24 protein-coding genes and 1 rRNA gene are annotated in these 26,254 nt (G+C 75.5%); 7 read left to right on the forward strand and 18 right to left on the reverse strand.

Going from position 1 to position 26,254, the window contains the following annotated elements:
- The first annotated feature begins 2 nt into the window (after positions 1-2).
- Positions 3-119, forward strand: a 5S ribosomal RNA gene (rrf, locus tag ACI783_RS18265).
- Between the two features lie 690 nt (positions 120-809).
- Here the strand turns inward: rrf and ACI783_RS18270 are convergent.
- From ACI783_RS18270 to ACI783_RS18280, 3 genes are read right to left on the reverse strand one after another with little or no spacing between them, the layout of a single operon-like run.
- Entirely contained in the window at positions 810-1,511 is a 702-nt protein-coding gene (locus ACI783_RS18270; RefSeq protein ID WP_457141770.1) for a hypothetical protein, read from the reverse strand.
- Positions 1,508-2,425 carry an ABC transporter ATP-binding protein gene (locus ACI783_RS18275; RefSeq protein ID WP_457141771.1) on the reverse strand — a complete coding sequence of 306 codons (918 nt, stop codon included), beginning with the start codon at positions 2,423-2,425 and terminating at the stop codon, positions 1,508-1,510. Before ACI783_RS18275 ends, ACI783_RS18270 begins: the two co-directional genes overlap by 4 nt.
- Positions 2,422-2,784, reverse strand: a complete 363-nt coding sequence (locus ACI783_RS18280; protein ID WP_457079200.1) for a GntR family transcriptional regulator — start codon at positions 2,782-2,784, stop codon at positions 2,422-2,424. The genes ACI783_RS18275 and ACI783_RS18280 overlap by 4 nt, the downstream gene beginning before the upstream one ends.
- Before the next feature lie 395 nt (positions 2,785-3,179).
- On the opposite strand from ACI783_RS18280, the gene ACI783_RS18285 reads away from it, so the two are divergent.
- Complete coding sequence (locus ACI783_RS18285) at positions 3,180-4,778, forward strand: methyl-accepting chemotaxis protein (RefSeq protein WP_457141772.1); 1,599 nt, start codon at positions 3,180-3,182, stop codon at positions 4,776-4,778.
- A 52-nt stretch (positions 4,779-4,830) separates the two neighbouring features.
- On the opposite strand, the gene ACI783_RS18290 is transcribed toward ACI783_RS18285, so the two are convergent.
- From ACI783_RS18290 to egtA, 8 genes are all read right to left on the reverse strand, one after another.
- On the reverse strand, positions 4,831-5,598 hold the full coding sequence (locus ACI783_RS18290) for an anti-sigma factor (protein ID WP_457141773.1): 768 nt from the start codon (positions 5,596-5,598) through the stop codon (positions 4,831-4,833).
- Positions 5,579-6,169, reverse strand: a complete 591-nt coding sequence (locus ACI783_RS18295) for an RNA polymerase sigma factor (protein WP_457141774.1) — start codon at positions 6,167-6,169, stop codon at positions 5,579-5,581. The genes ACI783_RS18290 and ACI783_RS18295 overlap by 20 nt, the downstream gene beginning before the upstream one ends.
- On the reverse strand, positions 6,126-6,848 hold the full coding sequence (locus ACI783_RS18300; RefSeq protein WP_457141775.1) for a DUF4397 domain-containing protein: 723 nt from the start codon (positions 6,846-6,848) through the stop codon (positions 6,126-6,128). Before ACI783_RS18300 ends, ACI783_RS18295 begins: the two co-directional genes overlap by 44 nt.
- Before the next feature lie 86 nt (positions 6,849-6,934).
- A complete protein-coding gene (egtE, locus tag ACI783_RS18305) occupies positions 6,935-8,104 on the reverse strand; it encodes an ergothioneine biosynthesis PLP-dependent enzyme EgtE (RefSeq protein WP_457141776.1) in 1,170 nt (389 codons plus the stop codon).
- A gap of 110 nt (positions 8,105-8,214) precedes the next feature.
- Positions 8,215-9,183 (reverse strand): L-histidine N(alpha)-methyltransferase, encoded by a 969-nt coding sequence (egtD, locus tag ACI783_RS18310; protein ID WP_457141777.1) that lies wholly within the window; start codon positions 9,181-9,183, stop codon positions 8,215-8,217.
- Positions 9,168-9,887: an ergothioneine biosynthesis protein EgtC gene (gene egtC / locus ACI783_RS18315; protein WP_457141778.1), complete on the reverse strand. Its 720-nt coding sequence runs from the start codon at positions 9,885-9,887 to the stop codon at positions 9,168-9,170. Before egtC ends, egtD begins: the two co-directional genes overlap by 16 nt.
- A gap of 13 nt (positions 9,888-9,900) precedes the next feature.
- Positions 9,901-11,178: an ergothioneine biosynthesis protein EgtB gene (egtB, locus tag ACI783_RS18320; protein ID WP_457141779.1), complete on the reverse strand. Its 1,278-nt coding sequence runs from the start codon at positions 11,176-11,178 to the stop codon at positions 9,901-9,903.
- Positions 11,175-12,467, reverse strand: a complete 1,293-nt coding sequence (gene egtA, locus ACI783_RS18325; protein WP_457141780.1) for an ergothioneine biosynthesis glutamate--cysteine ligase EgtA — start codon at positions 12,465-12,467, stop codon at positions 11,175-11,177. Before egtA ends, egtB begins: the two co-directional genes overlap by 4 nt.
- 280 nt (positions 12,468-12,747) lie before the next feature.
- Here egtA and ACI783_RS18330 point away from each other — a divergent pair, with 280 nt between their 5' ends.
- The 5 genes from ACI783_RS18330 (at position 12,748) to ACI783_RS18350 (ending at position 17,123) form a co-directional block, all read left to right on the forward strand.
- Positions 12,748-13,719 (forward strand): anti-sigma factor RsbA family regulatory protein, encoded by a 972-nt coding sequence (locus ACI783_RS18330; protein WP_457141781.1) that lies wholly within the window; start codon positions 12,748-12,750, stop codon positions 13,717-13,719.
- Complete coding sequence (locus ACI783_RS18335; protein WP_457141782.1) at positions 13,716-14,198, forward strand: DUF309 domain-containing protein; 483 nt, start codon at positions 13,716-13,718, stop codon at positions 14,196-14,198. Before ACI783_RS18330 ends, ACI783_RS18335 begins: the two co-directional genes overlap by 4 nt.
- Before the next feature lie 10 nt (positions 14,199-14,208).
- Positions 14,209-15,420: a MalY/PatB family protein gene (locus ACI783_RS18340; protein WP_457141783.1), complete on the forward strand. Its 1,212-nt coding sequence runs from the start codon at positions 14,209-14,211 to the stop codon at positions 15,418-15,420.
- Positions 15,421-15,529: 109 nt separating this feature from the next.
- Complete coding sequence (locus ACI783_RS18345; protein ID WP_457141784.1) at positions 15,530-16,384, forward strand: Fpg/Nei family DNA glycosylase; 855 nt, start codon at positions 15,530-15,532, stop codon at positions 16,382-16,384.
- 79 nt (positions 16,385-16,463) lie between these two features.
- A complete protein-coding gene (locus ACI783_RS18350) occupies positions 16,464-17,123 on the forward strand; it encodes a haloacid dehalogenase (RefSeq protein ID WP_457141785.1) in 660 nt (219 codons plus the stop codon).
- Here the strand turns inward: ACI783_RS18350 and ACI783_RS18355 are convergent.
- From ACI783_RS18355 to ACI783_RS18385, 7 genes are all read right to left on the reverse strand, one after another.
- Positions 17,107-18,309: an MBL fold metallo-hydrolase gene (locus tag ACI783_RS18355; RefSeq protein ID WP_457141786.1), complete on the reverse strand. Its 1,203-nt coding sequence runs from the start codon at positions 18,307-18,309 to the stop codon at positions 17,107-17,109. The genes ACI783_RS18350 and ACI783_RS18355 overlap by 17 nt on opposite strands.
- A 154-nt stretch (positions 18,310-18,463) precedes the next feature.
- Positions 18,464-20,926, reverse strand: a complete 2,463-nt coding sequence (locus ACI783_RS18360) for an FtsX-like permease family protein (protein ID WP_457141787.1) — start codon at positions 20,924-20,926, stop codon at positions 18,464-18,466.
- Between the two features lie 19 nt (positions 20,927-20,945).
- On the reverse strand, positions 20,946-21,719 hold the full coding sequence (locus tag ACI783_RS18365) for an ABC transporter ATP-binding protein (protein WP_457141788.1): 774 nt from the start codon (positions 21,717-21,719) through the stop codon (positions 20,946-20,948).
- A gap of 194 nt (positions 21,720-21,913) precedes the next feature.
- Complete coding sequence (locus ACI783_RS18370) at positions 21,914-22,636, reverse strand: response regulator (protein WP_457141789.1); 723 nt, start codon at positions 22,634-22,636, stop codon at positions 21,914-21,916.
- The gene (locus ACI783_RS18375) at positions 22,633-23,811 is read right to left on the reverse strand and encodes a sensor histidine kinase (protein WP_457141790.1); all 1,179 of its coding nucleotides are present in this window, start codon (positions 23,809-23,811) and stop codon (positions 22,633-22,635) included. Before ACI783_RS18375 ends, ACI783_RS18370 begins: the two co-directional genes overlap by 4 nt.
- 82 nt (positions 23,812-23,893) lie before the next feature.
- Complete coding sequence (locus ACI783_RS18380; RefSeq protein ID WP_457141791.1) at positions 23,894-24,583, reverse strand: HAD-IA family hydrolase; 690 nt, start codon at positions 24,581-24,583, stop codon at positions 23,894-23,896.
- Positions 24,584-24,674: 91 nt separating this feature from the next.
- Positions 24,675-25,877 (reverse strand): DUF222 domain-containing protein, encoded by a 1,203-nt coding sequence (locus ACI783_RS18385; protein ID WP_457141792.1) that lies wholly within the window; start codon positions 25,875-25,877, stop codon positions 24,675-24,677.
- Positions 25,878-26,254: the final 377 nt, after the last annotated feature.

Consider the following 26,254-nt stretch of genomic DNA (forward strand, 5'->3'; position numbering starts at 1 on the left):
GTTACGGCGGTCATGGCGAAAGGGAAACGCCCGGTCTCATTCCGAACCCGGAAGCTAAGCCTTTCAGCGCCGATGGTACTGCCCGGGGGACCGGGTGGGAGAGTAGGACGCCGCCGGACAATCTTTCCCGGAACGGGGTCGCAGCCACAGGCTGCGGCCCCGTTCCGGCGTTTCCGGGCACGGTCACCGGCCGCACGGCTGTGCGGGCGCGGTCACCGGCCGCACCGTTCTGCGGGCACGGTCACCGGCCGCACCGTTGTGCGGGGACGGTCACCGGCCACGCGAGGGCCGGCGTCCGCGCCGCGAGCACAGCGCAGGCCGTGGGCACACGAGCCGCCCACACGCCAGCGCCCGTCCCGGCCTCGGCGGTGGAGTCCACGCGGACAGCCCCGCCCGCCTGCGGCGCCGAGAGGGGCACCAAGCTCCCGGGCACGGCGGGCACCCACCGATCGGCGTCACGTGACGGAAGAACCGCCGGCCCACCGCGTCCATGAGCGGCGACGATCCGGTGGCGCCGCCGGGCATGCTCGTCAATGCGGTTCACGGGTGGGCCCGTTGATGGTCGGCGGGGTTTCGTCGCGACAGGCGGGTCGGCGACGTTCTCCGAGAGCTTCAGCTCTCTCGAGGGCTCCGTTCTCTCGGTGGCCCCTGGTCTCTCGGTGGCCCTGGTCTCTCGGCACCGGAAGGACCGGGCACCCCGCTGCGGGGAGCCCGGTGAGCGACGCGTGACGTTGATCGGGCGTCGCCCCCCGGGCAGGCGAATGGCCGGCCACCTCGGGTGACCGGCCACTCGCCTCGCCGTCCTCGGGTCAGGGCACGGCGCGGCGCAACCCGGCCCAGGACAAGCCGGCGAGCGCCACCGCGGCAACGGTGGGCAGCAGCAACGTGTAGGTGTGCACGTTGTGGTCGCCCAGCCAGCGGCCGACGGTCGCCCACGCGTCCAAGCCGGTGATGAGGATGGTCAGTCCGCCGAACAGGAGGAGCGCGCCGATGCCCAGCGCCCACATGCCGGCCGTCCCCCACCGCTTGTAGACGACACCTATCGCCATGCCGAGGAACGCGCAGGCGAGCATGGGCAGGCCGTACACCAGCGCCTGCAGCGCCGCATTGCCCACGTCCAGGGGGCCAGGGGCCCAGAAGCGCAGTCCGACGCCCCAACCACCGGTGGCGCTCTCGATGGCCTGCAGCACCGTCAGGGCGATGCCGTACCCCAGGGACTGGACGGCGGCGACCAGGGCGGTCCCCAGGTAGAACGTTCGCCGGCTGAGGCTCACGCCCATGGCGAAGGGGAACATCTGGGTCACCGCCTGGATGAAGACGATGAGCACGGTGATGTAGAGCGAGGCGAGCCCGCCGGTGGTCCCGCCGCCGGGCTCCCGCGCGGCGACGTCGCCCAGTCCCCAGATGCCCAGGTTGATCAGGAAGCTGATGGTGACGACCATCCACGGAACGCCCAGGATCACCAGCGGGTGCGCCAGGTGCATGCGGGCGGTGGCCAGGACGCGGTTCATCGGGAGACCTCCTCGAGGGCCCGGTCGCCGGGGGCTCCCGGCCCGCCGGTGGCGGCCTGGCTCAGCGCGACTACCAGTTGCTGGATCGGCGTCGGTTCCACGGTGAGGCCTGCTCGGCTGGCGGCTTCGCGGTCGGCGAGCGAGCCGGCGCGGACGATCGCGCGTGCGTGCCCGGCCAGGGACTCGGTGCGCAGCACCTGGTGTCCGGCGCCGAACGCGGCCACCGCGGGTGCGGAGCCGGACACCGTCAGCGCGGTGGCCCGCAGGGTCTCCGCGTCCGAGTCGAGCAGCACCCGGCCCCGGTCGATCAGGACGACGTGCTCGAGCAGGTCGCTGATCTCCTCGATCAGGTGGGTGGAGAGCACGACGGTCCGCGGGTGCTCGGCGTAGTCGGCCAGCAGGCGGTCGTAGAACAGTTGCCGGGCGACGGCGTCCAGTCCGAGGTACGGCTCGTCGAAGAGGGTCAGCGGCGCGCGTGAGGCCAGTCCGAGCACGACGCCGACGGCGGAGGTCATGCCGCGGGAGAGCTTCTTGACCGCCCGCTTGCGGGGCAGGTCGAAGTCGTCCAGCAGCTGCTCGGCCAGGTCCCGGTCCCAGCGGGGGTACAGCGTCGCGGCCACGTCGACGGCGTCCCGCACCCGGAAGTGGTCGGGATAGCGCTGGCCCTCCTTGATGAAGCAGACCTGGCTGAGCACGGCGTCGTTCTCGTAGGGGCGACCGCCCAGCACCTCGACCCGACCCGACGTCGGCACGCGGTGCCCGGTGAGCAGCTGCATCAAGGTGGTCTTGCCCGCGCCGTTGCGCCCGAGCAGCCCGGTGATGGTGTCGGCCTGGAAGCCGACGGAGACGTCGGTCAGGGCGGTGTGGCCCCGGAACCGCATGGTGACCCGGTCGAGGGTCGCGGCGGTGCTCATGGCCGACCCGTCCGTTCCCGGAGCATGGCGGCGATCTCGGGCACGCTGATCCCGACCTTCTCGGCCTCGACCAGCAACGGCGTCAGGTACTGGTCGGCGAACTCGCTGCGCCGCCGCTTCAGCAGCTGCTCGCGGGCGCCGGTGGCGACGAACATCCCCACTCCTCGTCTCTTGTAGAGGACCCCGTCCGCGACCAGTTGGTTCAGGCCCTTGGCGGCGGTTGCGGGGTTGATGCGGTGGAACGCGGCCAGCTCGTTGGACGAGGGGGCCTGGCTCTCCTCCGGGAGGGAGCCGTCGACGATCGCGTCCTCGAGCTGGGTCGCGACCTGCCGGAAGATCGGGCCGGCGTCCTCGTTCACGTCGCCCCGGCACCAACGAGACGAGCCTGGCGGCCCGTTGGTTCACTACTCATGTAACGAACCATAGATCTCATCGTGCCGCGGGCACAAGGGACCTGCGTCGGCGGCCGGCGCGGAGGGGCGCCCCTCGGCCGCGGTGGACCCAGGGGGCGGAGTGGGTCAGCTTTGCTGCTCGTCCTCGTCGCGGGCGCCCTGGTCGAGCACCTGGGGGTCGTCGTCGGGACCGGTCGTGCGGACCACCTGGGTGGCGGGCGTTCGAGCGGCCACTGCCCGGCAGCGTTCCGGTGACCCCTTCGGTGGAGATCACACGGTCGTAGTCGCAGCTCGACTCCAGTCCGGTACGAGACCGGCCGATGACGGGAGGACCAACTGATCTCATCTCGGGAGCCACCTCGGTGTCGTCGCTCACCCCCTCCTTCCTGCGCCGCAGCGTGCGCACGAAGCTCATCGCCGCCTTCCTCGGCGTCGCTGCTCTGTTGGTCGCACTCGGTCTGACCAACGTCGGGCAGATGAACTCCATCCACGGGCAGGTGGAGGACCTCTCGGCCCGGGACGTCACCCCGCTGGCGCACCTCCAGCAGCTGACCGACGACTACCAGTCCTACTCGGTGCACGGCCTGGTCGCCGGTCTGAGCGCCGCCACGGGCGACCTGGCCACCGCCCAGCTGCAGGGCGGGCTGCAGGTCGAGTCGAAGGCCGCCACCGATGCCTCGGTCGCCGCCGTCGTCGACACGGTCCCGGCGGAGTTCCGGGCGCAGGCCGAGGCGCTGCGCGACCAGTGGGTCGAGATGGTCGACACCGACGCCGCCTACCAGGCCGGGCTGCAGGCCGGGCTTCCCAACGCCCAGGAGCTCGGCGACATCGCCACCGCGGCGTACCTGGAGCTGCAGGCGCAGGTCGGCGAGCTCGCCGACGCGCTGGTCGCCGACGAGGAGGCCAGCCGCGAGAAGATCGGCGACAGCTTCTCCTCCGCGGAGACCCTCACCCTGGTCCTGCTGGCCGCCGGTGTCCTGCTCGCGGTCGGACTGGGCTGGTTCATCGCCCGCGACATCCGCAGCCGCATCGAGCCGGTGCGCGCGGCCGCCGATGCCCTGGCCCGCGGCGACCTGACCTACCAGATCGACCGCACGTCCGAGGACGAGCTCGGTCAGCTGAGCGGTGCGCTGTCCCAGGGCGTGTCCCGGATGCGCGAGATGGTCGCCGACGTGATCGGTTCGGCCGGCTCGATGACCGGCCTGGTCCGCGAGCTCACGACCGCCACCGCGGACGTCGTCGATGCCTCCCGCACCGGCGTCGACCACGCGCACACGGTCTCCGGGACCGCCCAGTCGGTCTCCGGCAACGTCGCGCAGCTGGCCACCGGCGCCGAGGAGATGACCGCCTCCATCCGCGACATCTCCCGCTCCGCCCAGCAGGCCGCAGCCGTCGCCGACGACGCCGTCCGGATCGTCGCCAGCACCAACGACACGCTCAACCAGCTCGGCAACTCCTCCGCCGAGATCGGCAACGTCATCAAGGTGATCACCGGCATCGCCGAGCAGACCAACCTGCTGGCGCTCAACGCCACCATCGAGGCGGCTCGCGCCGGGGAGCTCGGCAAGGGCTTCGCCGTCGTCGCCACCGAGGTCAAGGAGCTGGCCCAGGAGACCGCGAAGGCCACCGAGGACGTCTCGATGCGGATTCAGGCGATCCAGGCCGACTCCGGTCAGGCGGTGCAGGCGATCGCCCAGATCGGGGAGACCGTCGGGCAGATCAACGAGCTGCAGGCGACCATCGCCGCGGCGGTGGAGCAGCAGACCGCCGCAGCAGCGGAGATCGACCGGAACATCGGCGTCGCAGCCGAGGGAAGCCGGGACATCGCCTCCGGCGCGGAGGCGGTCACCGGTTCGGCCGAGACCAGCGCCGAGCGCGTCGAGGCCACCCGCAGCATCGCCGACCAGCTGGCCGGCCGGGCCGCGGACCTGGAGAGCCGGGTCGCGCAGTTCGTCGTCTGACGCTCCGCCCGGCACGGGGTCCCGGCAGCGCCGGAACCCCGTGCCGCGGCCGTCAGCGGCTCAGCTCACCCCGGGCGACGGAGACGCCGGAGTGGGTCGGGTCGCCGTCCAGCGGCTCGACCGAGACGTCGACCACCGGGTACTCGCCCAGGTCGACCCCGTCGGGCAGCGGCAGGGACGTCGCGCCGTCGGTGACCGTGCCGAGCTGCACCATGCCCGAGACGTCCGGCCGCAGCAGCCACACCTCGTAGTAGCCGTCGGTCAGCGCCGGCGCGGCCAGGTCGATCCGCAGCGAGCGGCGCCCGGCGGCCTCGCGCACCTCGGCCCGGCCCGACGCCTCCTCACCGTCCAGCGGGTCCAGACCGGCCTGGGCCACCACGGTCCCGCGGTCGTCCTGGAGGACCGCCACGGTGCCGGCCCCGACCACCCCGCCGACCAGCAGGGCCGCCGCGACGGCCAGCCAGCGCCGGGCCGGTGCCCGCCGCGGGCTCAACGGCACGACGTCGCCCTCGTCCTCGCCGTCGTCCTCGCCCTCGTCCTCGCCGTCCGCCAGTGACTGGACGTGGTTCGGGGGCGACGCGGACGCGGGAGCCGCCGCCACGCCGGTCGCGGCGGCGATGGCCGCCCACACGCCGGGCGGCGGCTGCAGCGGCTCGCCGGGCGCGGCGAGCTCGGGGACGGCGAGGACGTCGACGCTGCGCTGCAGCGAGGCGACCTCGGCCCGGCACTCGGCGCAGCCGGCCAGGTGGGTGGCGTCCTCGGGGGGCAGCGGCTCACGGAGGGCGGCGAGCGCCAGCTGCTCAGGGGTGCAGTGCGGCACCGTCCACCTCCAAGCGGTTGCGCAGGCGCTCCAGGGTGCGCCGGATGTGGCTCTTGACGGTGCCCAGGGGCAGACCGGTGCGGTCGGCGATCTGGGCGTGGGTGAGGTCGGCGAAGAACGCCAGCTCGATGATGGTCCGCTGCGGCTGCCCGATCCGGTCCAACTCGCCGAGCAGCAGCACCCGGTCGGCGACCGCGGCGTCCAGCCCGTCGGCCGTGCCGCTTGCCGGCCGGCGCTGCGCGTCGACGACGGCGGCCTCGGTCGAGCGGCGCTGCCGTTCCCGGCGCGCCCAGGTGTTGGCGATCTTGTGCCGGCAGACGCCGACCAGCCAGGCCGGCAACGGTCCCTGGTCCGGCGAGTAGCCGGCCCGGCCGGTCCAGGCGCTGATGAAGACCTGCTGGGTGACGTCCTCGGCGTCCGGCCCGGGACCGAACGCCCGCACCGCCATGCCGTGCACGGTGCCGGCCCAGCGGTCGTAGGCCACCGCCAGGGCCTGCTCATCGCCCGCGCGGAACCGTCGGGCGACGTCATCGTCCGGGTCGAGGGGCTCCTGGGGAGCGGCGGACCGCACGGTCCGACCGTAGAGCGGTCTGCCCCGCGAGCTCGTAGCCGGCCTCCTCGCTGCCCCACGCGTAGACGACCGTGTTCGTGCCCTCGGCCAGGGTCAGGTCGGTCGGGCCGATCGCCACGGTGTCCGTGCCGGCGACCACCACGTCGGCGCTCACGGTACCGCCGGGGACGGTCAGGGACTCCTCGTCCGGGTTGGTCAGCCCGTCGACGACCAGCTCCCCACCCGCCCGGACGTCGACCGCGGGCGCAGCGGCCACGTGGCGCACGGTGAGCCGGCCCTCGCCCGCGGGCACCGCGGAGGTGTCGTTGACGAACGGGGTCAGCGCGGGCGCGCCGGCCTCGGTGAGGTGCGCGACGACGGTGGCGTTCGCGCCGGCCGGGACCGCCACGTCCATGGCCGACAGCAGCGGGTCGCCGGACGCGTCCGCGGCGTCGGCCGGGTAGAGCTCGAGGTCGTACTCCCCGCCGGGCAGCATGAGCGGCCCGGCGAGGGAGCCCGGCTCGATGTCGTCGATCAGCCGCTCGCCGTCGGCGTAGACGTCGACCGGGGTGTCCGGGACGCCGTGCAGCACCGAGACGGTCGCGGTGTGCGAGTCGGCGAGCGCGGGGGTGGCCGCGAAGAGCAGGGCGAACGCGCCGGTGGCGCCGGCGGGCAGGGCGCTCGGGCGGGAGATGTTCACGGTGACGTTCCTTCCGGTGGAGTGGACTGTCACCCGGTTCTTCCGGACCACCCCCGGTCCTGGATGCAGCGCCCCCGGATCCGGGTTCAGCCGGCCAGCGCGCGGGCCAGCACCTCCAGGTCCGCCGGTGCCGCGTCCAGGTGCGGTGACACCCGCAGCACCGGGCCGCTCAGCTCCGCCCGGGCCCGCTCCCGGCCGACGGCGGTGACGACGACGCCGTGCTCGACCCGCAGCCGCTGCACGGTCCCGCGGACGTCGGCACCGGCCGGTGGGCGCAGGGTGGTGATCGCCGTCGGCTCCTCGCGTGGCTCGACCACCGCCCAGCCGCCGCACCCGTCCAGCAGCTCGCGGGTGGCGCGGCCCAGCGCGGCCAGCCGGGCCCGCACCCGGTCCGGCCCGGCGGCGAGGTGCTCCCCGACGGCCAGCACCAGCCCGACCCGGCCGGCGATGTGCGCCTCCCGGGCCTCGTACCAGCGGGCGTGGTCGACGCCCGCGCCGTCGTCGTCGTACAGCCCCGGGTCGGTCTGCGGGGTCATCCGCGCGGTGATCGACGGCCGCACCGCCAGGAACCCGACGCCCCGGGGGCCGGCCAGCCACTTGCGCGAGGTGCCGTACGCGACCTCGGCGGGCAGGTCGCAGTCGACCTGGCCCAGCGCCTGCGCCAGGTCGAGCACCAGCGGGACGCCGAGGGCCCGGCAGACCGCCGCGATCTCCCGGGCCGGCTGGACGACGCCCCGGTGGCTGGCCACGACGGTGAGGTGCACCAGCGCGGGTGGGTCCGCGCGGAGCGCCCGCTCGACCCCCTCGACGTCGGCCCGGCCCAGGTCGTCGGTGGGCAGCAGCACCGGGGTGAGGCCGGCCGCGGTGAACGCGGTGACGTTGTGCCAGTACTCGTTGGGGAGCAGTGCGACCGTGCTGCCGGCGGGCAGCCGCCACCCGGCGAGCAGCGTGCGCAGCGAGTCCTGCGCGCTGGTGGTGAAGGCGACGTCGGCGGCGGCCATCCCGACCAGCCCGCCGATGACCGACCGGCCCTGCTGCAGCAGCCCCTCGGCGGCGGCCTCGGCGACGTAGCCGCCGAGCTCCGCCTCGTGCCGGGCGTGCCGCGCCACCGCGTCCAGGACCGCGGTGCTCTGCCGGCTGCACGCCGCGGTGTCCAGGTGGGTGCCGGCCGCGCGGGGGCGGGCCGCCCGCCAGGAGTCGCCCAGGTCCTCGTGGGGCAGGTCGTCGTGGGGGAGGCGGGAGGGGTGGTCGCTCACCCGCACGACGCTAGGTCAGCGGGGTCCGCGGGCGACCGGTCCACCGCAAGGCCACTCCCCGACGGGAGCCGGCGGCGCACGCATCCGCGGGAGGAGCAGGGCGGACCGGGTCAGGCGGGGGTGGAGAGGGAGAGGGCGAAGTCGCCGGCGGGGTCGGTCCACCAGTGCGTGACCTGCAGGCCCGCGGCGTCGAGCTCGGACTCCACCCGCTCGCGGCGGAACTTCGCCGAGATCTCGGTGCGCAGCTCCTCCCCGGCGACGAAGGGCACCTCCAGGTCGAGGGCGGCCACGCGCACCACCTGGTCCCGCACCGAGCGCAGCCGCATCTCGATCCACTCCCGCTCGGCGTCCCAGACCGCGACATGGGCGAACGCGTCGAGGTCGAAGTCGGCCTCGAGCTCGCGGTCGAGCACAGCCAGCACGTTGCGGTTGAACGCGGCGGTGACCCCGGCCGCGTCATCGTAGGCGCGCACCAGCCGGTCGGGGTCCTTGACCAGGTCGGTGCCGAGCAGGAAGGCGTCGCCGGGCTGCAGGGTGGCGGCGAGCGCGCGCAGGAAGGCGGCGCGGTCGGCCGGCTCCAGGTTGCCGATGGTGGAGCCGAGGAACGCGACCAGCCGGCGGCCCTCCCGCGGCAGCTCGGCCAGGCCGGTGGTGAAGTCGGCGACGACGGCGTCGACGGCCAGCCCCGGGCGTTCGGCGGCCAGCGCCGTGCCGGCCGCCCGCAGCACCGACGGGTCGACGTCGACCGGCACGAACCGGCGCAGGGTGCCCGCCCGAGCCAGGGCGTCGAGCAGCAGCCGGGTCTTCTCCGACGTCCCGCTGCCCAGCTCGACCAGCGTGTCGGCGCCGGTGGCCGTGGCGATCTCCCCGGCGTGGTCCGCCAGCAGCGCCCGTTCGGTGCGGGTCGGGTAGTACTCGGGCAGCCGGGTGATCTCGTCGAACAGCTCGCTGCCGCGCTCGTCGTAGAACCACCGCGGCGGCAACGTCCTCGGCGTCGAGGTGAGGCCGGCCAGCGCGTCGGCGCGCAGCGCGGCGCCGGTGTCGACCGGGCCGAGGTGGTCGGTCAGCGAGAAGGGCACGGGGCGGGCTCCGATCCGTCCAGCGGGGTGAGCGTGAGGCCGTCGGGGGTGACCTCGACGAGGGTCCGGTCGGGGACGCACGCCCACCGGGGGTCGTCGTCCCAGGGTTCGCTGGCCAGGGCCGTCCCCTCGTCGGTGACCAGGACCGAGAGGGTGTCGCCCCAGGTGGTGGCCAGCAGCCGGGCGCCGTCGGCGGCGAGCAGGTTCAGCCGGGCGCCGGGGTCGGCGGCGCCGACCTCGCGGACGGTGTCGGCGAGGGCGGCCAGACCCCGGCGGAACACCAGCGCGGCCAGCAGCGCGCTGTCCACGGTGGACTCGGCGTCGGTCGTGGGCGGCAGCACGGCGCGGTCGACCCGGCCGTTGTGCGACAGCAGCCACCGGCCGTCGGTGAACGGCGCGACCGCGCTCTCCTCGATCGGCATGCCCACCGTCGCGGACCGGACGGCGGCCAGCACGCAGCCGGCGGAGACGGCCGGGGCGACCGAGGCGAACGAGGCGTCGCCCCACAGGGGGCGGGCCGAACGCCAGCGGGCCGGCTCGACCCGGCCCGGCGCCCAGAAGCCCACGCCCCAGCCGTCGGCGTTGACCGTGCCGTACCGCTGCCGGCGTGGGGCGTAGGACTGCACCAGCAGCGACGACGGCGGCTCCAGCGTGAGCGACGCCAGCGTCCGCGGACGACCCAGCCAGGCGAGGTGACGGCACATCAGGCGGCTCCGGTCATGCGTCGAAGGCCAGCCGGAACCCGCTGAACACCTGACGCCGCACCGGGTGGTCCCAGTTGCGGAAGCTCGGCCGCACGACCGAGGGGCCCACGGCCCAGGAGCCCCCGCGGAGCACCTTGTAGTCGCCGCCGAAGAACGGGGCCGAGTAGTCGGCGTACAGCATCGGGGTGAAGCCGGGCCACGGGGCGAAGTCCGAGGAGGTCCACTCCCACACGTCGCCCATCAGCTGCTCCGCTCCGTAGGCCGAGGCGCCGGAGGGGTAGGCCCCCACCGGCGCCGGGCGCAGCGCCTGCCCGCCGAGGTTGGCCAGCCCCGGGGCGGGGTCGGTGTCGCCCCACGGGAAGCGGCGGCGCCGGTGGCGCACCGGGTCCCAGACCGCGGCCTTCTCCCACTCCACCTCCGTCGGCAGCCGGCCGCCGGCCCAGGCGGCGTAGGCCTCCGCCTCGAAGAAGGTGACGTGCTGGACCGGTTCGTCCGCGGGCACCTCCTCGACCAGCCCGAACCGGGTGCGGGTGCCGCCGCGCCCCCAGAACTGCGGTGCGCTCAGCCCGGCCGCGCACCGGTGCGCCCAGCCGCGGGCCGACCACCAGCGCGGCTGCTCGTACCCGCCGTCGGCGACGAACGCGGCGAACTCGGCGTTGGTCACCGGCACCCGCCCGATCCGGAAGGCCGGGACCTCGACCGGGTGCGCGGGCCGCTCGTTGTCCAGCGAGAACGGCTCATCGGCGCCGTCCACCCCCAGGATGAACTCCCCGCCGGGCACCAGCACCGTCGTCCCGGCCAGGCCCGGTCGGCCCGGTGGCAGCGGGGTGCCCGGGCCGAGCGCCGCCGGGCCGGTGCGCAGCTGCAGCGTCTGCAGCATGGTCTCGTCGTGCTGCTGCTCGTGGCTGACCACCATCGCCACGTCGAACGGGTCGTCCTCGGCGGTGAACCGGTCGAGCCGGTCCAGCACCCGCCCGCGGACCTCCCGGCAGAAGGCGCGGGCCTCCACCGGCGGCAGCAGCGGCAGCCGGTCCCGGGTCGCCCGCGGGTGGGTGAACGCGTCGTAGAGCTGCTCGACGTCGGGCGGCAGCACGCCGCGGCACGCGGCGTCGCCGCCGCGCAGCAGCCACAGGTCCTCCTGCTGGCCGACGTGGGCGAGGTCCCAGACCAGCGGGCTCATCAGCGGGGAGTGCTGACGCAGCAGCTCCGGCTCGTCGAGGTCGGTCAGGTGCAGGGTGCGGTCCCGGGCGGCGGTGAGCTCCCGGGCCAGCTGCTCGCGCAGGTCGGTCACGTCTCCTCCTCGGAGGTGTCGTCGGCGGCCGCCCGGAGCGCGGTCGCCGGGCCGCGGGCTCGGGCGGTGGACAGCAGGGCGTCGCCGGGGGAGCCGTGCTCGTCGACGAGGCCGGCCAGCGCCTCCACCTCGCGGCGCAGGTCGATCGGGGCCCGCCCGGCCGCGGCGGCCAGGCAGGCCCGGGCGGCGCGGTGCAACGCGGGATCGGCCAGCCCGAGCCGGGCCGCCCGGGTCCAGGCACCGGCCACCGGCTCGGTCGCGGCGGCGGCCGTGGCGGCGGCGACCGGGTCGTCCAGCAGGACCGCGGTCACCGCGGCCAGCGCCGGCCACCAGCGGGCCGGGGCGGCGTCCAGGTAGCGGATCTCGAGGAACCCGCGCAGCCGGACCGGCGGGAACAGCGTGGTCAGGTGGTAGTCGAGGTCATCGGCCGTCGGGGCCCGGCGGTCGAGCGGCGCGCCGGCCAGCCAGTCGGCGAACGGCACCCGGGCGCGCACCGGAACCGCCCCGCCGCCGGCGTTCCGGACCAGCATGACCGGCGCGGCCATCGCGTACGCGGCCCACTCGGCCGACGGGTCGGTGCGGCCCAGCAGCGGACCGCAGCGCGCCTGGTCGAGGTCGCCCCAGACCTGCTGCCGGCTGGAGCGCCATCCGGTCTCCCGCCCGGCCAGCAGCGGCGAGCACGCCGAGACCGCCACCAGCACCGGACCGAGCGCGTGCGCCAACCGCACCCGGTCGGCCCATCCCCGTTCCGGCCCGGCCTCCAGGTTGACCTGCAGCGAGGCGGTCGCCGTCATCATCGCCAGGCCGGCCCGGCCGCACCCGACGGCGCCGAAGTGCTCGGCCATCGCGACGTAGCGGGGCCCCGGGGACACCCGCCCGGGCGGCCGGCAGGGATCGGCGCCCAGCGCCGCCAGCCCGAGCCCGGCCCGGCGCAGGCCCGCCCGGACGACCGCGTGGTCGCGGCGCAGCGCGCCGATCGCGGCGGAGACGTCCGGGAGCGGCGGACCGGACAGCTCGACCTGGCCGCCCGGTTCGAGGGTGACCAGGCTGGCGCCGGGCAGCGGGGGCAGGTCCGCGACGGCGCGGCGCACCCGCGCCCAGGGCACCCGGCGGGCCGGCTCGGCCAGGTCGACGGCGTGGGCCTCCAGCTCCAGTCCGACCCGGCCGGGAGGGGAGGCCCGCAGGGCGGTACCGGCGATGCGGGCCCGCGCAGCGTCGGCGTCGAGCGCGTACCCGCTGTGCGGCGCCGCGGACGCTCGTGGTGGAGCCGGCTGTGCTGGTGCGGCCACGGCCACCCCCTCCAGGTCCGGACCGGTCGCTGGCGACCGCGGGTCTTTGCGGGGGCGGGTCACCGGGATGGCGCCGTCCTCGTGGTCCATCTTGCACGGACGACTCCCATCCGCAACCCGCTCCGGGGGTGGCGTCCCGGGGGACGGTGCCCCCCGGGCCACCCGTCCGGGGGGCGTGGCCGGACCGAGGACTGGCTGCGTCGCGGCCGGGTAGGGAGCCCGGGGACACGCTGCCGATACACGGGGTGGCAGACGATCGGCAGGACGGAGAACCGCACGCATGGACGAGGCAGCAGGGCCCGGGGTGCACCGTGCGCTCGTCGCCTCCTCCGATGCCCAGCTGGTCGACGGTGCGGTCGCCTTCGTCGACGCCGGGCTGGCGGCCGGGCAGCCGGTCGTGGTGGTCAGCACCGACCCCACCGCGGCGCTGCTGCGGGAGCGGCTCGGCGACCGGCCGGGGATCACCTGGGCCGCCTGGGCCGACGTGTACGGGAACGGGCCGGCCGCGGCCATCACCGCCGTCCGCCGGCTCGGTGAGCAGCACCGCGGCGACGGCGGCGTCGTCCGGGTGGTGCTCGAGCCGCGGCCCGGTCCCGACCCGGACACCTGGCGGGAGTGGCAGCGCTACGACGCGGTGCTCGACCACTCGCTGACCGAGGCCGCCGAGCTGGGCGAGGACGCGCTGGTCGTGCTTTGCCTGGTCGACACCCGGCGGGTGCCCGAGCCGCTCGTGGTCGCCGCCGTCGCGACCCACCCGTTCGTCGTCGTCGACGGCGAGCTCCGGCCCAACCCCGACCACGTCGACCCCGCCGAGTACCTGACCGCGCTGCCGATCCCGCCCGAGCCGCTGGAGCGGACCGAGCCGCTGGTTCGCGCCGACGGCGTGCGCGACCTGCGTGGACTGCGTCGCGACCTGGCCGCCCGCGCCGCCGCGGTCGGCCTGCCGCGGGGGTCGGCGCCGGCGCTGGAGGACTTCCTGCTCGCCGTCGACGAGATGACCACCAACGCGCTGCGGCACGGGCGCCCGCCGGTCGACCTGCGGCTGTGGATCGACGCCGACCGCCTGGTGTGCACCGTCACCGACCGCGGCGCCGGGCTGCAGGACCCGTTCATCGGCTACGGGCCGGCGCACGGCGACGACCTCTCCCTCGGCGGCATGGGGCTGTGGCTGGCCCGGCAGCTGTGCGACCACGTCGACATCACCCCCACCGACGAGGGCGTGCGGGTCCGGCTGACCACCGTCCTGCGATGAGCACCGGCCGGGACCGCGACGCGGCGGGCCGGGCGCGCAACGCCCGGCCCCGGGACGCCCTCGGCCGGCCGCTGCCCCACGGCGCGGTCGGGGAGCCGCGGGCTCCCGAGGGCGTCGTCCGGGAGCCGGCGGAGTCGCTGGCCGAGGCCCAGCAGCTGCTGGACGCCGGCCGCCCCTTCCACGCCCACGAGGTGCTGGAGGACGCCTGGAAGTCCGGCCCGGACGACGAGCGCGACCTGTGGCGCGGGCTGGCCCAGCTGGCCGTCGGGCTGACCCACGCCGCCCGGGGCAACGCCGCCGGCGCGGCCGCGCTGCTCGGTCGGGGGGTGCGCTCGCTGTCCACCGCCGGGGTGGCCGCGCGCCGGCACGGGGTGGACGACGCCGGTCTGGCGGCCTGGGGCAGCCGGCTCGCCGACGACGCCGCGGCCGGCCGCCCCCTGGACCTCGCCCCGCCCCGGCTCCGCGCGGGCCCGGGGTGAGACTGGCCCGGTGACCGACGACCTCGCTGTCTCCTCCGACGCCGGTTCCTTCGACGCTGGTTCCTTCGACGCGGCCTCCTTCGACGCGCTGAGCGAGGACTCGCTGCGTGCCGCCGGCAGCCTGAAGTGGACGAAGTACGGGACCGCGATCGGCGCGTTCGTCGCCGAGATGGACTTCGGCACCGCGCCGGTGGTGACCCGGGCGCTGCACGAGGCGGTCGACGCCGCGGCGTTCGGGTACCTGCCGGCCGCCGTCCAGCAGGACCTGGCCGCGGCCTGCGCCCGGTGGCAGGCCGAGCGGTACGGCTGGACGGTGCCGGCCGACCGGGTGGCGCCGCTGGCCGACGTCGTCGCGGGGCTCACCGCCGCGATCGACCACTTCACCCCGCCCGGCGCGCCGGTGGTGCTGCCCACCCCGGCCTACATGCCGTTCCTGCGGGTGCCCGGGGAGTGCGGGCGCGAGGTCGTGCAGGTGCCGATGGTGCCCGGCGCCGACGGCCGGCCGACCTACGACCTGGCCGGCATCGACCGGGCGCTGGCCGGTGGTGGGCTGTTCGTGCACGTCAACCCGCACAACCCGCTCGGCCGGGTGTTCACCGAGGCCGAGCAGCTCGACCTGGCCGAGGTGGTGGCGCGGCGCGGGGCGCGGGTGTTCGCCGACGAGATCCACGCGCCGCTGGTGTACCCGGGGCAGGTGCACCGGCCCTACGCGTCGCTGTCGCCGCTCACCGCTGCGCACACGGTGACCGCGACGTCGGCGTCCAAGGCCTGGAACCTGCCCGGCCTCAAGTGCGCGCAACTGGTGCTCTCCAACGACGCCGACGCCGCGCACTGGGCCGAGGTGGGGGAGCGGCCCGAGCACGGCTGCTCCACCCCCGGCGCGATCGCGAACACGGTTGCCTATCGCGCGGGCGGGCCCTGGCTGGACGGCGTCCTCGGCTACCTCGACGGCAACCGCCGGCTGCTGGGCGAGCTGCTCGCCGAGCACCTGCCGCAGGTGCGGTACACCCCGCCGGAGGGCACGTACCTGGCCTGGCTGGACTGCCGGGAGCTGCGGGTCGGGGAGCCGCTGGGAGAGTTCTTCCGCCGCGAGGCCGGGGTGGCGCTGATCGACGGCACCGAGTGCGGCACGGCGGGCGCGGGGCACGTGCGGCTCACCCTGGCCACGCCGCGGCCGGTGCTCCGCACGATCGTCGAGCGGATGGCCGCCGCAGTCCCCTGACCCTGACCCCCGCCGAAATGGCCATCAAGGCGGCGCCAGACTCCGCCGAAATGGCCATTTCGGCGGAACAGGGGGTGCCGGGGGTGGCGCCGCTGGAGATCATGGGCGGGTGCCCGAGTTGCCCGAGGTGGAGGCGCTGGCCGCGTTCCTGCGGGAGAACGCCGTCGGCCGGACCGTGACGCGCATCGACCTCGCGGCGGTCCAGGCGATCAAGACCTTCGACCCGCCGCTGTCCTCGCTGGCCGGGCTCGAGGTCACCGGCGCCGCGCGGCACGGCAAGTTCCTCGACCTCGACGTCTCCGGGCTGCACCTGGTGGTGCACCTGGCCCGGGCCGGCTGGCTGCACTGGCGGGAAGGGCTGCCGACCGCCCCGCCCAAGCCGGGCAAGGGGCCGCTCGCGCTGCGGACCCACCTCGATGACGGGAACGGCTTCGACCTCACCGAGCAGGGCACCCGCAAGGGCCTGGCGGTGTACGTCGTCCGCTCGCCGGCCGAGGTGCCCGGGATCGCCCGCCTCGGCCCGGACGCCCTCGCGCTGGACACCGAGCAGCTCGGCGCGCTGCTGGCCGGCAAGCACGCGCAGCTCAAGGGCACGCTCACCGACCAGACGGTGCTCGCCGGCGTCGGCAACGCCTACTCCGACGAGATCCTGCACGCCGCCCGGCTCTCCCCGTTCAAGATGGCCGACAAGCTGACCGACGACGAACTCCTCCGGCTGCACGCCGCGCTGCGGGAGGTGCTCACCGGCGCCCTGGACCGCCAGCTCGGGCAGCGCGCGGCCACCATGAAGGGGGAGAAGCGGGCCGGGCTGCAGGTGCACGCCCGCACCGGGCTGCCCTGCCCGGTGTGCGGGGACGCCGTCCGCGAGGTCTCCTTCGCCGACACCTCGCTGCAGTACTGCCCCACCTGCCAGACCGGTGGCAAGCCGCTGGCGGACCGGCGGATGTCCAAGCTGCTGCGCTGACGAAGGGCCCCGTTGCCCCCCCCGCCACTCGCAGGCTCGCGGCGGGACCCTGCAACGGGGCCATACTGACGCTGTGCTGGTGACGTTCGACCTGTTCAGTGCGCTGATCGACTCCCGGACCGGTGGGTCGGCGGCGTTAGCCGCGCTCGCCACCGGCCACGGCTGGGACGTCGACGGCGGCGACCTCTACGACGACTGGGACGCCCGGAACAAGGCGTCGCAGGCCGACACCGCCGAGTGGGTGCCCTTCGCCGAGCACTGCCGCCGGGCGCTGGCCGCCACCTACGCCGCGCGCGGGCTGGACGCCGACCCGACGACCGACGTCCTCGCCCTGCTCGACTCGCTGCCGGACTGGCCGCTGTGGCCCGACGTCGGCCGGGCGCTGCCGCTGGTGGCCGAGCGGCACACGGTCGGGGTGCTCTCCAACGTGGACGACGTGCTGTTCCGCCGCACCCGGGCCGCCGCGCTCGTCGCCGACGACGCCGTGCTCACCAGCGAGCGGCTCAGCGCCTACAAGCCGCACCCGGAGATCTACCGGCGGGCGGCCGCCGCCGGCGTCGAGGTGCACGTGCCCGCCTCCGCCCGGGACACCCGCGGCGCCCTGGAGGCCGGGCTGGCCGTCGTCCGGGTGGCCCGCCCCGGGCACCGGGTCGACCCGGCGGGCCCGCAGCCGGAGCACGAGGTCGAGGACCTGACGGGGCTCCCCGCGGTCCTCGCCCGGCTCACCGGCGGGAGCTGAGCCGTCCCCGCCGCGCCCGCGCGGCCACCGTGCCGACCAGCCCGCTCTCCGGGCCGGACTCGGTGTCGGCCGAGCCGACCGCGCTCCACCAGTCGGTCGGCGGGGGCGGGGCGAGCACGTCGACCCGCTCGCCGGGCCGCGGGACGACGACCTGCACGTCGCGCTCGCCGGCCGCGGCCAGCAGGCGTTGCACCGGCTCGGCCCAGCGGTGGAAGGCCAGGTTGAAGGTCGCCCAGTGGATGGGCAGCAGCACCCGGCCGCCCAGGTCGCCGTGGGCCCGGACCGCCTCCTCCGGGTCCATGTGGATGGCGTGCCAGGCGTCGTTGTAGGCGCCGATCGGCTGCAAGGTGAGGTCGAAGGGGCCCAGCCGGGCGCCGATGCCGGCGAAGGCCGGGGTGTAGCCGGTGTCGCCGCCGAAGAAGACCCGTCGCTGCGGCCCGGTGACCACCCAGGAAGACCACAGCGTGGTGTCCCGGGCGAAGAAGCGGCCGGAGAAGTGCCGGGCCTCGGTGCACGTGAGGGTCAGCCCGGCGACCGTCGTCGCCTGGTCCCAGTCCAGCTCCACCACCCGGTCCTCGGGCACGCCCCAGCGGCGCAGGTGGGCACCGATGCCCAGCGGGACGACGAAGGGCGCGGACTGGGTGCGCACGAGCGCGCGCACCGAGGGCAGGTCGAGGTGGTCGTAGTGGTCGTGGCTGATCAGGATCGCGTCGACCGCGGGCAGGCTGGCGATCGGCGCCGGCGCCGGGTGCAGCCGGGCCGGTCCGAACACCGGGGACGGCGAGACCCGCTCGCCCCAGACCGGGTCGAGCAGCACCCGCCGGCCGTCGATCTCCAGCAGTGCGCTCGAGTGGCCGTACCAGGTGACCGCGAGGTCGCCGGCCTCCTCGGGCACCTCCGGCGTGGCCAGCGGGATCGGCGCGCCGGGCAGGCCCTTGTGCCGGTCCTCGTGCCACTGGCGGAGCAGGCCGTTGCGGGCGTTGGCCGGCTCCAGCGCGGGGGTCGGCATGCTGTTGTGGAACTTCCCGTCGGCGTACTGCGGGGAGCCGGTCACGATCGGGCGGAGCCGGCGCTGGCTCGCGCCGAGCGCCGTCGGCAGGCCCCAGGCGGCCCGGGCCAGCCAGGTCACGCCACCGGCGAGGGCAGCGGCGGCGGTGAGGGAAGCGGCGCGGCGGGAAACGGGCACGCCCTCCAGCATCCCCGACTCGGCTGTGTGCTGCCCGGAAAGGTGGCGCAGCCGACCCCCGGGCCCCGCCCCCGGAGTGGACGGGGCCCGGGTGGCCTCCTCCCACCCCCCCGCCCCCCGAGCGTGCGAGGGGGTGGGAGGAGGAGGTCCTTCATCAGCCGGCGATCGCGGCCACCGGCGGGGTCTTCGCCGCGCGCCGGGCGGGGAGGACCGAGGCGAGCAGCCCGGCCACCGTGGCGACGACGACGATCGCCGCCACCTGCAGCCACGGCACGCTGACCACGACCTCGCCCACCTCGCCGAGCGCCGAGGCCGCGCCGGCCGCGCCGTAGGCGCCACCGACCAGCACCCCGATCACCGCGGCCACCCCGGCGACGAGCACCGCCTCCCAGGCCAGCAGGGCGCGCAGCTGGCGGCGGGTGAGGCCCAGGGCCCGCAGCAGCCCGCTCTCCTGGCGCCGCTCGACCACCGAGAGGGCGAGGGTGTTGCCCACGCCGATCAGCGCGATGAGCACGGCGACCCCGAGCAGCCCGGTGACGACCAGCAGCAGCACGTCGACCACCTGGTCGATCGCCGCCCGCTCGCTGGCCAGGCCGGTGACCCACGCGGTGGGGACGACGGCACCGGCCAGGTCGGTCACGTCGTCGATGGCCGCGGTCTGGTCCGCGTCGTCGGCCAGCCGCAGCCAGACGGTGTCCTGGACGGCGTCCGGCACCAGGGCGCGCAGGTCTGCATCGTTGAGCAGCGGGGCGTCGCCGTCGCCGGCCACCACCGCCAGCTCCCGCGACCGGTCGCCGGCGGTCAGGGTCACGCGGTCGCCCACCCCCGTGCCCCAGCTCTCCCGGGTCCAGCGGGACAGGGCGACCTCACCCAGGGCGGGCAGCGTCGTGTCCGCGGTGGAACGCAGCACCGGCAGCGCCTGCTCGGGGTCGACCCCGAGGGCCCAGGTCTCCCAGCCGTCCGGGCCGGTGACCGTGCCCCCGGCCAGGGTGGTCGTGGCGACCACGCCGTCCACCGACTCCAGCTGCCCCGACAGCGACGCGGGCAGCTCGGTGCCGCCACCCTGGACGATCACGTCGGTGGGGTAGGCCGCTGCCAGGCCCGCCTGCGCCGTCGCCCGGGTGGACGAGGCGCCGACCACCATCGCCGTGGTGAGCGTGACGCCGATGATCAGCGCGGTGGCGGTGGCCGCCGTCCGGCGCGGGTTGCGGGAGGCGTTGCCGGCGGCGAGCCGGCCGGGCAGCCCGCCGGCGCGGCCGAGCAGCCGGCCGGCCGCCGCGACCACCGGCGGCACCGCCCGCTGGGCCAGCAGCAGCCCGCCGAGCGCGCTGAGCACCCCACCGGGCAGCGTGATCAGGATCTCCGCGGCGCCGACGCCGTAGACCATGAGCGCCACGCCCGGCACGACCAGGAGCAGCCCGAGGACCAGGCGCAGCACCCCGCCGCGGGAGCGCAGCGGCGCCGGGTCGGTGGGCCGCAGCGCGGCCAGCGGCGCCACCCGGGTGGCCGCCCGCGCGGGGGCGATGGCGGCCAGCAGGGTGGTGAGGGTGCCGACGGCGAGGCCGGCGAGCACCGCGTACAGCGGCACCGAGACCCCCGACAGCGGGATGGGCGAGTCGGTGGAACCGGCGATCGCGGAGACCAGCGCGGCCAGCCCGATCCCGGCGAGCACCCCGAGCGCCGAGGCGGCCAGCCCGGTGACGGCGGCCTCACCGAGCACGCTGCGGCGGATCTGCCGCGAGGTCGCACCGACGCAGCGCAGCAGCGCCAGGTCGCGGGTCCGCTGGGCCAGCAGCACGGCGAAGGTGTTGGCGATGACCAGCCCGGCCACCAGCACGGCCACGGTGCCGAAGACGAGCAGGACGGTGGTGAGCACCTCCGCGTCGCCGGTGAACTCCGCGGCGGCGTGCTCGGCCTGCTCGGTGCCGGTGCGGACGGTGAGTGCGTCGTCGGTCAGCGTGGCGCGGATGCGGTCGGCCAGGGCGGCGGGGTCGGTGCCGGTGGTGGCGGCGACCCGCAGCTCCGTCGGCTCGACGGCACCCCACGCCTGCGTCTGGTCCGGGGTGGCCCACAGCCGCCCGTACAGGCCGGCGGTCGGGTCGCCGCGCAGGTCGACGACGCCGGTGACGGTGGCGTCGACGGTCGTCGCGGTGCCCTCGTCGTCGTAGACGGTGACCGGCAGGACGTCGCCGACCTCGGCGCCCACCCGCTCGCTCACCGCGATCTCACCCGGGCGGACCGGCAGGGCGCCGGAGGTCAGGTGCTGCCAGCGCAGCGACGGCTCGCCGGCGACCGACTCGACCTGCGCGTACTGGGCTCCGGTGCGGCCCGGGGGGACGATCTGGGCCGACGTCTCCCAGGTGGGGTCGACCGCCTGCACGCCGTCGACCGCGGCGACCCGGTCGGTGGCGTCGGCCAGCCCCTCGTAGTCCTCGGTGGTGACGACGACGGCGGTGTCGACGTACTCGGCGCCAGCCGCCTCCAGCACGGTGGCGCGGGTGGTCTCGTTGAGCACCAGGGTGGCGACGACGAAGCCGACGGCGATGACGATCGCCAGGGTGGAGGCGACCAGCCGGCCCGCGTGGGCGCGGATGCTCGCCCTGGTGACTGTGGACATGGCTCCGGTGCGCACGTCGTCAGCCCCCCAGCCCGCGGAGCGCGCTGATGACCGAGTCGACGGTGGGCTGCTGCAGCTCGCCGGCCAGCCGGCCGTCGGCGAGCAGCACGACGCGGTCGGCGTAGGAGGCGGCCACCGGGTCGTGGGTGACCATGACGACGGTCTGACCGGTCTCCCGCACGCTGGAGCGCAGCAGGTCGAGCACCTCGGCGCCGGACCGGGAGTCCAGGTTGCCGGTCGGTTCGTCGGCGAAGACGACGTCGGGGCGGGGGAGCAGCGCGCGGGCGACGGCGACCCGCTGCTGCTGGCCACCGGAGAGCTCGTACGGGCGGTGGTGCAGGCGGTCGCGCAGGCCCAGTCGCTCGACGACGTCGTCCATCCAGGCCTGGTCGGGGCGCTGCCCGGCCAGCTGCATCGGAAGCAGCATGTTCTCCTGCGCGTCGAGCACCGGCAGCAGGTTGAACGCCTGGAAGACGAAGCCGATCCGCTCGCGGCGCAGCTTGGTCAGCTGCTCGTCGCGCAGGCTGGTCAGCTCGGTGTCGCCCAGCCAGACCTGGCCACCGGTGGCGGCGTCGAGCCCGGCGAGGCAGTGCATGAGCGTGGACTTGCCCGAGCCGGAGGGGCCCATGATCGCGGAGAAGGCGCCGCGCTCGAAGTCGACGTCGACGCCGGCGAGCGCGTGCACCGCGGTCTCCCCGGCGCCGTAGGTCTTGCGCAGCCCGCGGGCGCGGGCGGCGGCGGTGTAGCCGGCAGCCGGCGGCTCGCCGGGGACGGACAGGACGGGGACGGACACTTCGGGCCTCCGGACGGACGCGGTCGTTGACGGTGACCACGTTCTCGTCCCGGCCCGTCACCGCGCGTCGCCGCCGGGGCTGGTGTCTGCGGGCGCGCCGCTGCGCCCGCAGGAGGACCCACCGTCATCCTGCGGGTTGATCGTCGGCGCCGTGCAGGAGCGCAGCGGCGACGACCGGTGCCCCGGCGGGTGACTCAGGCCGGGGCGTCGCGGAGCAGGTCGGCGGGGGCGACCAGGCCGGTGCGGTAGGCGAGCACCACGGCCTGCACCCGGTCGCGGCTGCCGGTCTTGGCCAGCACCCGGCCCACGTGCGTCTTCACCGTCGCCTCGCTGACGAACAGCCGCTCGGCGACCTCGGTGTTGGTGGCGCCGTAGGCCATCAGCACCAGCACCTCCTTCTCCCGCGGCGTCAGCTCGGCCAGCGCCCGGTCGTCGTGCGGCTGGACGGCGCCGGTCGATCCGGCCCCGCGCAGCATGGGGGCGACGTGCTGCAGCAGCCGCCGGGTGGAGCTGGCTGCGATCACCGAGTCACCGGCGTGCACCGTGCGGACCGCGGTGAGCATCTCCTCCGGCGGCGCGTCCTTCAGCAGGAAGCCGCTGGCCCCGGCACCGATCGCCGACATCACGTACTCGTCGAGGTCGAAGGTGGTCAGCACGACGACCTTCGGTGGGTCGGGGAGGGCGGTCACCTGCTGGGTCGCCGCGATCCCGTCGGTGCCCGGCATGCGGATGTCCATCAGGACGACGTCGGCCGACGTGGACCGCAGCAGCTCCACCGCCGCGGCGCCGTCGCCGGCCTCGCCCACCACCGTGAGGTCGGGCTGGGAGTCGATCACCATGCGGAAGCCGGCGCGCACCAGCTGCTGGTCGTCGACGAGGACGACGCGGATGGGGCCGGCGGCGGATGTGCTGCTCATCGGGCCGAACGGTAGGGCAGGACGGCGTGCACCCCGAACCCCCCGCCGTGTCGCGGCCCGGCGGTCAGCCGGCCACCGTGCAGCTCGGCGCGCTCACGCATGCCCAGCAGCCCCTGGCCCTGGCCGTCGGAGTCGGCGATCGCCGCCGCTGCGCCGCGCCCGTCGTCCAGCACGGACAGCTCCAGGCAGTCCGGGCGCCAGTGCAGACGTACCCACGCCTTGCCGGCCGGGCCGGCGTGCTTGAGCACGTTCGTCAGCGACTCCTGCACGATCCGGTAGGCGGCCAGCTGCGCGCCGGCGGGCATCGGCTGCGGGGAGCCCTCGACCAGCAGGTCGACGTCCAGCCCGCTGGCCGCCACGTCGGTCACCAGGTGGTCGATCGCCGCGATGTCGGGCTGCGGGGCGAACTCCTGCCCGTCGCCCTCGCGGAGCACGCCGAGCAGCGAGCGCATGTCGGTGAGCGCCTGCCGGCCGGTCGCCGAGATCTGCTCCAGCGCCTCGGTGGCCGCCGCCGGGTCGGCCTGCCCGGCGTACCGCCCGCCGTCGGCCTGGGCGATCACCACCGACAGGGAGTGCGCGACGACGTCGTGCATCTCCCGGGCGATCCTGGCGCGCTCGGCCTGCGCGGCCAGCCGCATCTCCTGCTGGTGCTCCAGCTCCAGCAGCCGGGCGCGCTCCTCCAGGCCGGCGATCCGGAGCACCCGCGCCCGGCGCAGGTCGCCCAGCGCCCAGGCGGCGACCACCGAGACGCCGAGCGCGCCCGAGATGACGACCAGGGACGCCGGGTCGTACGGGCCGGTGTAGTAGGTGACGGCGGCGAGCACCGCACCGACCAGGCCGGTGGCCAGGCCGGCCTTCGACGCCCAGCGGGGGGCGTAGGCAGCCAGTGCGTAGACCATCACCAGCGCGGCGAAGTCCGCGGGGATGAGGTCGGAGGTGAGCGCCAGCTGGGCCAGGCAGAGGACCACCACGACGGCGGCCGCCGGCACCGGTGCCCGGCGCCGCCAGGCCAGGGGGACGCTCAGCAGGAAGCTGAGGATCAGCCCCGCGTCGCCCGCGTATCCCGCGCCGAGCACCGTGGTGAACAGGAAGAACAGGGTCGCGAGCCCGGTGTCCACGGCGAACGGGTGCCGGCGGAGCCAGGCCGCGAGGCGCTCGAGGGCCGTGGGGTCCATGCTGCCGACAGTAGGCAGCGGACGGCGTGTCGTCGTCGTCCTGCGGGGTGAGCCGCGCGTCCGCCCGTGGTGGGACCGGAACTCAGGCGGGCGAGACGGAGATCCCGGCCGGGTCGACGGTGAACCGGATGTGTGCCAGGTCGGGTGCGTGGGCGTCGGCGTCCAGCTCGGAGTGCGGGTGGGTGTCTCCCACGGCGAGCGTGGTGCACCCGGCGGCACGGGCGGAGGCGAGCCCGGCGGGGGCGTCCTCGACCGCGAGGCAGCGGGCCGGGTCGAACCCGAGCCGCTGGGCGCCGAGCAGGAACGGGTCGGGGGCGGGCTTGCCGTGCTGGACGTCGTCGAAGGTGACGACCTCCCGGGGCCGGGGCAGCCCGGAGCCGGACAGTCGGGCGGCGAGCAGGGTTCGGGTGCACGAGGTCACGATCGCCACCCGCTCCGGGGGCAGGGCGGTCAGCGCGTCGACGGTGCCGGGCAGCACGGCGATGCCCTCCGCGGCCGCCTCGATCTCCAGGTGCTCGATGCGCGCCAGCGCGTCGGCGACCCGCTCGGCGGCCAGCAGCTGCCCGATCACCTGGACGGCCGGGCGGCCGCCCATGCCCAGCTCGCTGAGCACCGCCGGGTCGACGTCGTGCTCCCGTGCCCAGGTGTCCCAGGCGGCCAACGCACCGCTCATCGAGTCGATCAGCGTGCCGTCCATGTCGAACAGGACGGCGTCGAACGTCCGCCCCGCCAGCGCGTCGATGTCGAGTGAGGTGGTGGTCGGCTCGGGCACGCAGCGATCCTCGCAGCCGCAGTGTGCGTCCTGGCGGCGGGCAGCGCGGTGCGGGTCGGTGAGGACCGACCCGGCCGCAGTGCTGCTTGCATCAGGTGAGCAGTGGTCCGATGAGGATCTCGGTGCCGTCGGGGCGCCAGGTGCGCCACCGGCCGTCGGGTTGTCGCTCGACCCGGAAGCCGTGGTGCACCTTCGTGTGGTGCCGTTCGCACAGCAGAGCGGAGTTGGTCAGCGATGTCTCGCCGCCGTGCAGCCAGTGGATCAGGTGGTGCACATCGCACCACCAGGTCGGGGCGCCGCATCCGGTGAACACGCACCCCTTGTCCCGGCGCTCGACCGCCCGCCGTAGTCCGGGCGTGACCACCCGGTGGTCCCGCCCCAGGTCCAGCGGCACCCCGTCGGAGCCCATCACGATCCGGGAGATGCTGCCGTCGCACGCCAGCCAGCGGGCACGGGCGGCGGAGATGCTGGCACCGAACCCGGTCTGGGCGGCGCCGGGGCCAGTGGCCGGATCGACTGCGTCGTCCAGGTCCAGCTGCAGCACCACGTGCGGCTTGACCGTCCGCAACGTCGGCAGGCCACCCGAGGCGAGCTGGTTGTCACACAACTGCACGAGGGCATCAGCCTGCTGCTGGGACCGGGTGCGGGTGTCACCCTTCGGGCGGTTCGCCTGCACGATCGACTCGACCGCCGCCTGCAGCTTCTCCCCGCCCACCGCATCCAGGTCGAACCGGCCGGTCACTGAACCGTCGGCGTGCTTGGCGATGCTCAGCCGCCGCCCCTCGGTGGGGTCCGGCTCCGGGCCGTCCGGGTCCAGTGCGGCCTCGAACAGCTGCACCGCGACCTTCAACGACTCATGTGGCGCACCGGCGGCGATCACCGCCCAGGTCTGATCGAACTCGGCGAGATCGATGCCCTGCTCCAGTGCGCGGGCAACCTCACCCGGGCCGGCCACCTTGGCGATCACCTCGACCTGCGCGGCGGTGATCGACCCAGCCGCGAACCCCGCGGCCACCGCCGGGAAGTACTCCAGCACCCGCCCCGCCCGGGCGAGCCGGTCGGCCTCTCCGGCCGCCAGCCGCTGGTGCCCGATCAACCACGACCGCATGCTCTTCAGCCCGTCGTGCTCGGCGGCCTGGGTCAGCTTCGCGTGCCGCACCGTGCGGGTGAGCTCGGCGTCCAGGCGGTTCCGCGCCGCCACCAGCAGCGCCGTCCGGTCCAGCACCTCACCATCAGTGAGCACGTGCAGGTCCTCGGTGGCGACGGCGTCCAGCGTCAGGCTCAGCTCGCCCAGACCCTCAGCCGGCAGCTCAGCGACCACGTTCGGCGCCGGCACATCCGGTTCGGCGTCAAGCGTCATCGAGTCGCGCACCGACACCTCCCGCACCGTTCGAACGTGTGTACGGAGATTAGCGCAGTGCTGTCCAGCACACCACCCGAATCCCCAGGTCAGCGGCCTGTCCACAGATCTCGTCAGGGGGTTGACGAAGGGGGTGGCGGCGGTGCCCTCGGGTCGCTGCGATGCCCACGCCCGCGTCACGGGGCGACCGCTCTGGTCCCGTTCCGCGCGCGCTCCGCTCCTCACTCGCTGGCGCTCGCTGCGATGCTCACGCCCGCGTCACGGGACGACCGCTCTGGTCCCGTTCCGCGCGCGCTCCGCTCCTCACTCGC

The organism is Modestobacter sp. SYSU DS0511 (assembly GCF_054050755.1).

Bases quoted from the DNA above. Each gene is read 5' to 3' on its own strand.
- ACI783_RS18270 (WP_457141770.1), bottom strand. From the start codon at position 1,511: ATGAACCGCGTCCTGGCCACCGCCCGCATGCACCTGGCGCACCCGCTG.
- ACI783_RS18275 (WP_457141771.1), bottom strand. From the start codon at position 2,425: ATGAGCACCGCCGCGACCCTCGACCGGGTCACCATGCGGTTCCGGGGC.
- egtC (WP_457141778.1), bottom strand. From the start codon at position 9,887: ATGTGCCGTCACCTCGCCTGGCTGGGTCGTCCGCGGACGCTGGCGTCG.
- ACI783_RS18330 (WP_457141781.1), top strand. From the start codon at position 12,748: ATGGACGAGGCAGCAGGGCCCGGGGTGCACCGTGCGCTCGTCGCCTCC.
- ACI783_RS18335 (WP_457141782.1), top strand. From the start codon at position 13,716: ATGAGCACCGGCCGGGACCGCGACGCGGCGGGCCGGGCGCGCAACGCC.
- ACI783_RS18360 (WP_457141787.1), bottom strand. From the start codon at position 20,926: ATGTCCACAGTCACCAGGGCGAGCATCCGCGCCCACGCGGGCCGGCTG.
- ACI783_RS18370 (WP_457141789.1), bottom strand. From the start codon at position 22,636: ATGAGCAGCACATCCGCCGCCGGCCCCATCCGCGTCGTCCTCGTCGAC.
- ACI783_RS18375 (WP_457141790.1), bottom strand. From the start codon at position 23,811: ATGGACCCCACGGCCCTCGAGCGCCTCGCGGCCTGGCTCCGCCGGCAC.